Raw genomic sequence first — 6,260 nt, 5'->3', positions numbered from 1 at the left:
CGACGGGGGCGCCGATCTTGATGAGGTCGGTGAGGCCGACGGCGTGGTCGATCTTGTCGGTCACGGCGGCGCGGCCGCCGCCGAGGGCCATGATGGCGTGGCCACACTTGAGGGCGTCGACTTCGCTGACGAAGCCGTCTATCTTTTCCAGATAGTTTTTCCAGTCGGGCAGGCGGGCGATAGCGTCTTTTTCCAGCACGCCAATGGCGAGCGGTTCGAATTCAGTGCGCCAGCGTTGCGCCACCTGGTCGAAGCTGGCGTGTATGGTTTTGGTGGGCGGCAAATAGAGTGGGCGCTGCGGATCGCCGCGCTGCACGCGCGCAAAGGTAGCGTCTATAGCGTGCAGTTGCTGGGTCACCGTTTCGCGCAAGACAGCCTGTTCCGGTTCATTGACCAGACGCGCCAGCATGCTGGTCAGGCGATAACTCTGCATGCGCAGGCCGCCGGTTTCATTGATGGCGGCGGAACTGCCTTCGAGTTGCCACGACAGCATCAGGGTCGCGCCTATAGAACACAATGCGATGAGCAAAAAGCTGATCAGCACACCGACGATCTTGGTCGACAGACGCTGCGGCAGCATTAAAAGTAGCTTCATGGCAAGTCTTCCTCGGTGCAGCGCAGTTTGGCTGCCCTCATGTGCAAGGGATGGAGCAAGGTGCATACTGGATTGCATGGTTATTTATCTGTATTGAATATATCAGTGGATACTGTCTAAACATTGATCCACATCAAATTACTTTATGCGCTGGATTCGTAAGATTTGCCTATGGTAACGAGGGTGCAAATTGCATGCAGCGCCGACGTTCCCGCTGCGCATTATGCACCTCCCTGGCAAGCATAGTATCGATGTGCCCCTTTGATTATCCCCTTGCAGATCGACCACGCCATGACGCTGTTGAAAATTGAAGAACCGGAAGTTTCCGCGAAACGCATTACGCCACTGCTGGAGCATGCGTTGTGGCGCCTCGGTTTTCGTCCGTTTTACCTGCTGGCAGCGATATTTGCCGTCGTCAGCATACCGTTGTGGATAGCACAATACTTCGGCTGGATAGGCATGGCGCATGTCAACCTTTTCTGGCACATGCATGAAATGGTGTTCGGCTTTGCGATCGCCGTGATCATAGGTTTCCTGTTTACCGCGATGCGTAACTGGACCGGTTTGTGGACCCCGCGCAAGGGCCATCTGGCAGCACTGGCCGGGCTGTGGCTGGCCGGACGCCTGGCGATGCTGTTCGCGCCGCCATTGCTGGCCGCCGTCATCGATCTGGCGTTTCTGCCGCTGGCTGCATGGCCTATGTACCGCGTGCTGCAACGCTCAGGCAACAAGCGCAATATGTTCCTGATCGTCATGCTCGCTTTGCTGACGATAGCCAATCTGTCTTTCCATGCAGCCTTTAACGGCTTGATTGCACTGTCGCCGACGCTGGCAATACAAGCGGCGATCTTGCTGATCGTCACGATAGAGTCGCTGATAGGGGCGCGCGTGATACCGATGTTTACCGCCAATGGTGCACCCGGCACCAAGCCGATAGTGCACATGAAACGCGATATGATCGCGCTCGTGCTGATGCTTGCCGCCAGCCTGGCATGGATATTCGGCGCGCCTGCCTATACCACTGCCGGCTGCGCGATTGCTGCGGCTTGCGCGGTCGCACTGCGACTGGCTGGCTGGAAGCCGCACCGCACCTTGCGTATCCCCTTGCTGTGGATACTGCATCTGTCGTATGGCTGGATTCCGGTCGGCTTCGTGCTGCTGGCGCTGGCTGCGTTGCAGGTGATTCCAGCCAGCGCCGCCTTCCATGCGCTGACTGTCGGTTCGATGGCGGGCTTGATCATCGGCATGATGACGCGCACCACGCTGGGCCATACCGGACACCTGCTCAAGGCCGGCTCGGCCGAGCTGGCGATGTATCTGCTGATCCAGGCCGGTGCCGTGGCGCGTGTGGCGGCAAGCTTCGATCTCGGCAGCCTGCGTGATACTGCACTCATCGTCAGCACGCTATGCTGGGCTGCGGCCTTTGCACTGTACGTGGCAGTGTATGCGCCGTATCTGTTGCGCGCGCGCATAGACGGTCGCGAAGGCTGACAGGGCGCGCATAGACGCGTCCGTTCTGCGGCGATTTTGATGTGGATCAAAGCCGCAATATGGGCTGATCCCTACACTGCATGCTGGTCGTGGCGCATTCCAATCCCGGAAGCAGGCGGCCGCAGGAACGTCTACCATGACAGCCTCTATCATCCCGATTACCATACTTCCCTCGGTGGAATTCGACGCCCCGCTGATCCGCAAGTTGAACCAGCTGGGACCGCGCTATACCTCTTACCCCACGGCTGACCGCTTCAGCGCTGCATTCGGCATAGACGATTATGCGCAGGCGGTAGCTGGCGTGCGCGCCAAGGCTGAAAAACGCTCGCTGTCGTTGTACCTGCATATTCCGTTTTGCAATACGGTTTGCTATTACTGCGGCTGCAACAAGATCGTCACCAAGGATCGCAGCAAGGCCGTGACCTATCTTGATTACCTGAAGCGCGAAGTGGCAATGCAGGGCAGATTATTCGCCGGCATGAACCAGATCGAGCAACTGCATTTCGGCGGCGGCACGCCTACCTATCTCTCGGATGAACAGATGGATGAGCTGATGGCACACCTGCGCCACTGGTTTGCCTTCGCGCCCGATACGGTGGGTGAATATTCGATAGAAGTCGATCCGCGCACGGTCTCGCGCGAACGCATACATACCTTGCGTCGCCAGGGTTTCAACCGCATCAGTCTGGGCGTGCAGGATTTCGATCCGGTAGTGCAAAAGGCAGTCAACCGCATCCAGCCGGAAGAGCAGACGCTGGCCATCATAGACGCTGCGCGGGAAGCTGATTTCCGCTCGGTCAGCGTTGACCTGATCTATGGCTTGCCGAAGCAGACCCTGACGACGATAGCGCAGACGCTGGGCAAGGTGATCGCCGCCAATCCTGACCGTATTGCAATTTACAACTATGCGCACATGCCGCATCTGTTCAAACCGCAGCGCCGCATCGCGGAAGAAGACTTGCCGAATGCCGATGTCAAGCTGGAAATGCTGTTTCTCTGCATACGGCGGCTCAACGAAGCCGGCTATGTTTATATCGGCATGGATCATTTTGCCAAACCTACCGACGATCTTGCGGTGGCGCAGCGGGAAGGACGTTTGCATCGCAACTTCCAGGGTTATTCGACGCATGCCGAAGCCGATCTGGTGTCTTGCGGCGTATCCGCCATCAGTGCAGTAGGGCCGACCTACAGCCAGAACGTCAAGACGCTGGATGCCTATTACGAGCACATCGACAAGGGTGAATTGCCGGTCGCACGCGGCATCAAGCTGACGGACGACGATTTGCTGCGACGCACGCTGATCCAGCGCCTGATGTGCAATTTCGAACTGTCGATGGCCGACATCGCACAGACCTATGCGATCGACTTTGCCAGCTACTTTGCACCCGAGCTGGAACAGCTGCGCATCATGCAGGACGATGGCTTAATCACGCTGGATGGAGACTGGCTACGCGTGACGCTCAAGGGGCGCCTGCTGATACGCAATATCTGCATGGTGTTCGATATCTATCTGAAGCAGAAACGCGAAATCCAGCCGGAAACGCTGCGCTATTCGAAGACGATCTGAGGCGAGGGCCATGCGCAGGGTTGGGCAGCGGCTTGGCCACCATCGTTTTTGATGTATGTCAAAGCACTTGCCGGATGGCGAACTTACACTCTGCGTCAATGAAGTCATGTTCCATTCCGGGCATGGCGGGCAGTGGGAGCAATAAATAATGGTGGTATCCGCAATACCGGTACCCGGCGTTTCAACGGTGGAATTCGATGCCAGTCAGGTGCGCAAGCTGATACAGCTTGGCCCTCGCTACACATCCTATCCAACCGTCGATTGCTTTACCGATGCGTTCAGCTATCGCGACTATCTGCAGGCAGTCGTCGGCTTGCGCACGCGCGGCAGCATGCGGCCGCTGTCGCTGTACGTCCATATCCCGTTTTGCGAGAGCGTGTGCCATTACTGCTCATGCAGCAAGATCGTCAGCCGCGATCGCACCAAGGCTGCCACCTACCTGATTTACCTCAAGCATGAAATCGAGATGCAGGGCAAGCTGTTCGCCGGCATGAACCAGATCGAGAAGCTGCATATAGGCGGCGGTACGCCGACCTATCTGAGCGATGCGCAAATGGATGACCTGATGACGCATCTGCGGCGCTGGTTCCAGTTTGCTTCGGACTCTGACGGTGAATACTCGATCGAAGTCGATCCGCGCACCGTCACGGCGGAACGCATCCATACCTTGCGCAAGCAGGGTTTCAACCGCATCAGCCTGGGCGTGCAGGACTTCGATCCGCATGTGCAAAAAGCCGTCAACCGCATCCAGTCTGAAGAAGACACCCTGAACATCATCCGTGCAGCACGCGAGGCGCGCTTTCGCTCGATCAGCATCGACCTGATTTACGGTTTGCCGAAACAGAACGTGATGACGATGGCGCAGACCCTGAGCAAGGTGATCAGTGCGGATCCGGATCGCATCGCAGTCTACAACTACGTGCACAGACCGAATATGTACAAGCCGCAGCGGCGCATCGCGGAAGAGGATCTGCCCAGCCTGGATGCGCGCCTCAACATGTTCTCGCTTTGTATCAAGCGCCTCACCGAGGCCGGCTATGTCTATATAGGCATGGACCATTTCGCCAAGGCGAACGATGACCTGGCCGTCGCGCAGCGGCAGGGCCGGTTGCATCGCAATTTCCAGGGCTATTCGACGCACGCGGAGCATAATCTGGTAGCGTTCGGCGTCTCCGCCATCAGCGCAGTGGCCGCGACTTACAGTCAGAATACCGAGACGCTGGATGAATACTATGAATCGATAGAACAGGGCGAATTGCCGATCAAGAGAGGCGCCAAACTGACCATGGACGACCTCTTGCGCCGCATCATCATCCAGATGCTGATGTGCAATTTCGAATTGTCGATTGCATCGATCGAACTGGCTTATCCGATTACGTTTAAAATGTACTTCGCGGCGGAAATGGAAAAGCTGCGCGAACTGGAGCAAAACGGCTTGCTGACCCTGGATGATGAATGGATAAGCGTGACCCCGAAGGGACGCCTGTTGATACGCAATATCTGCATGGTGTTCGATCGCTACCTGAATGCTGCCTGCGAAGCAAAAACCGGCGGGGCTCCTCCTGCAGCCGTAACCCGGCCCTTGCGCTACTCGAAAACGATTTGATGCAGATAACGCTTTGACTGGTATCAACCTTCTTCCCATCTTCATGATCGGCCTGCTCGGCGGGCTGCACTGCATAGGCATGTGCGGCGGCATCGTCAGCGCATTTTCAGCTGCATCCAGGCCCGCGCGCAGCTTCCCGGTTGCTGTCGTCGGCATCAAAAGCGTTCAAGACAACACCCAGCTATCCGTGTTCGACAATGTACTGCGCGTGCTTGCGTACAACACCGGGCGCATAGGCAGTTATGCAATTGCCGGCGCGATGGCGGGCGGCATCGCTAGCGGCGTGCGTTCGCTGTCCAGCCTGGCATCGCTGCAGATCGCCGGTTACTGGCTGGCCAACCTGATGCTGGTTGCGCTCGGCCTGTATCTGATGGATGCCTGGCGCGGCCTGGCGCGACTCGAAGCTGCAGGCCAAATCGTCTGGCGTCATATCCAGCCATTGATGAAACCCTTGCTGCCTGTCGATAGCGTACCCAAGGCGTTTGCGCTGGGCGGCTTGTGGGGCTGGCTGCCATGCGGGATGGTCTACAGCGTGCTGCTGACGGCGATGTTTACCGGCTCTGCCACCTCCGGCGCCATCGTCATGCTGGCCTTCGGCCTGGGTACCCTGCCGATGATGCTGAGCCTGGGCTTGATCGGATCGCGCCTGAAAATGTTTGCCCAGCGCCGCACCGTGCGCATCGTCTGCGGCGCGATCGTGCTGGCCTTCGGCGTGCTCGGCCTGATCCGCGCCGGCAACGGCATGTCGGCCGGCTTCATGGATGTGCTGTGTCTGACGCCGCCGGCGGCAGCGCAATGAATACCGTAATTGCCACTGCCGAGAGCGAAGAAGTTGCAGCCGCGGCGGCAAACGATTGCTATCACTGCGGCTTGCCGCTGCAGGGTGCGCAATGGAGCACCGAGATCGACCAGGTCCAGCGCGCAATGTGCTGTCCCGGTTGCCAGGCCGCCGCGCAAACCATCGTCGAGATGGGCCTCACCGATTATTACCGCACGCGTTC

At 58.1% G+C, this 6,260-nt stretch carries 6 protein-coding genes; 5 read left to right on the top strand and 1 reads right to left on the bottom strand.

Annotation, left to right across the window (positions count from 1 at the left end; genetic code table 11):
* A partial coding sequence (locus Q7T06_RS09120; RefSeq protein WP_304783801.1) for a type IV pili methyl-accepting chemotaxis transducer N-terminal domain-containing protein occupies positions 1 to 595 on the bottom strand: 595 nt, incomplete at its 3' end.
* Positions 596 to 868: 273 nt separating this feature from the next.
* Here Q7T06_RS09120 and Q7T06_RS09115 point away from each other — a divergent pair.
* From Q7T06_RS09115 to Q7T06_RS09095, 5 genes are all read left to right on the top strand, one after another.
* Complete coding sequence (locus Q7T06_RS09115; protein ID WP_304783798.1) at positions 869 to 2,086, top strand: NnrS family protein; 1,218 nt, start codon at positions 869 to 871, stop codon at positions 2,084 to 2,086.
* 136 nt (positions 2,087 to 2,222) lie between these two features.
* Positions 2,223 to 3,653 (top strand): oxygen-independent coproporphyrinogen III oxidase, encoded by a 1,431-nt coding sequence (hemN, locus tag Q7T06_RS09110; RefSeq protein ID WP_304783795.1) that lies wholly within the window; start codon positions 2,223 to 2,225, stop codon positions 3,651 to 3,653.
* A 148-nt stretch (positions 3,654 to 3,801) separates the two neighbouring features.
* The gene (hemN, locus tag Q7T06_RS09105) at positions 3,802 to 5,259 is read left to right on the top strand and encodes an oxygen-independent coproporphyrinogen III oxidase (RefSeq protein ID WP_304783791.1); all 1,458 of its coding nucleotides are present in this window, start codon (positions 3,802 to 3,804) and stop codon (positions 5,257 to 5,259) included.
* A 43-nt stretch (positions 5,260 to 5,302) separates the two neighbouring features.
* Entirely contained in the window at positions 5,303 to 6,058 is a 756-nt protein-coding gene (locus tag Q7T06_RS09100) for a sulfite exporter TauE/SafE family protein (RefSeq protein ID WP_304783788.1), read from the top strand.
* Positions 6,055 to 6,260 (top strand): heavy metal translocating P-type ATPase metal-binding domain-containing protein (locus tag Q7T06_RS09095; RefSeq protein WP_304783785.1); only part of this gene is annotated, 206 nt, incomplete at its 3' end. The genes Q7T06_RS09100 and Q7T06_RS09095, both read left to right, overlap by 4 nt.

The sequence above is a fragment of the Herminiimonas sp. genome, from assembly GCF_030645555.1.
GTDB lineage: Bacteria > Pseudomonadota > Gammaproteobacteria > Burkholderiales > Burkholderiaceae_D > Oxalicibacterium.
The sequence above is the reverse complement of the archived record's forward strand: the minus strand, read 5'-3'. Positions and strand labels throughout refer to the sequence as shown.

Excerpts from the sequence above, each read along its gene's own strand:
- hemN (WP_304783791.1), top strand. The coding sequence starts at position 3,802 with ATGGTGGTATCCGCAATACCGGTACCCGGCGTTTCAACGGTGGAATTC.
- hemN (WP_304783795.1), top strand. The coding sequence starts at position 2,223 with ATGACAGCCTCTATCATCCCGATTACCATACTTCCCTCGGTGGAATTC.
- Q7T06_RS09100 (WP_304783788.1), top strand. The coding sequence starts at position 5,303 with ATGATCGGCCTGCTCGGCGGGCTGCACTGCATAGGCATGTGCGGCGGC.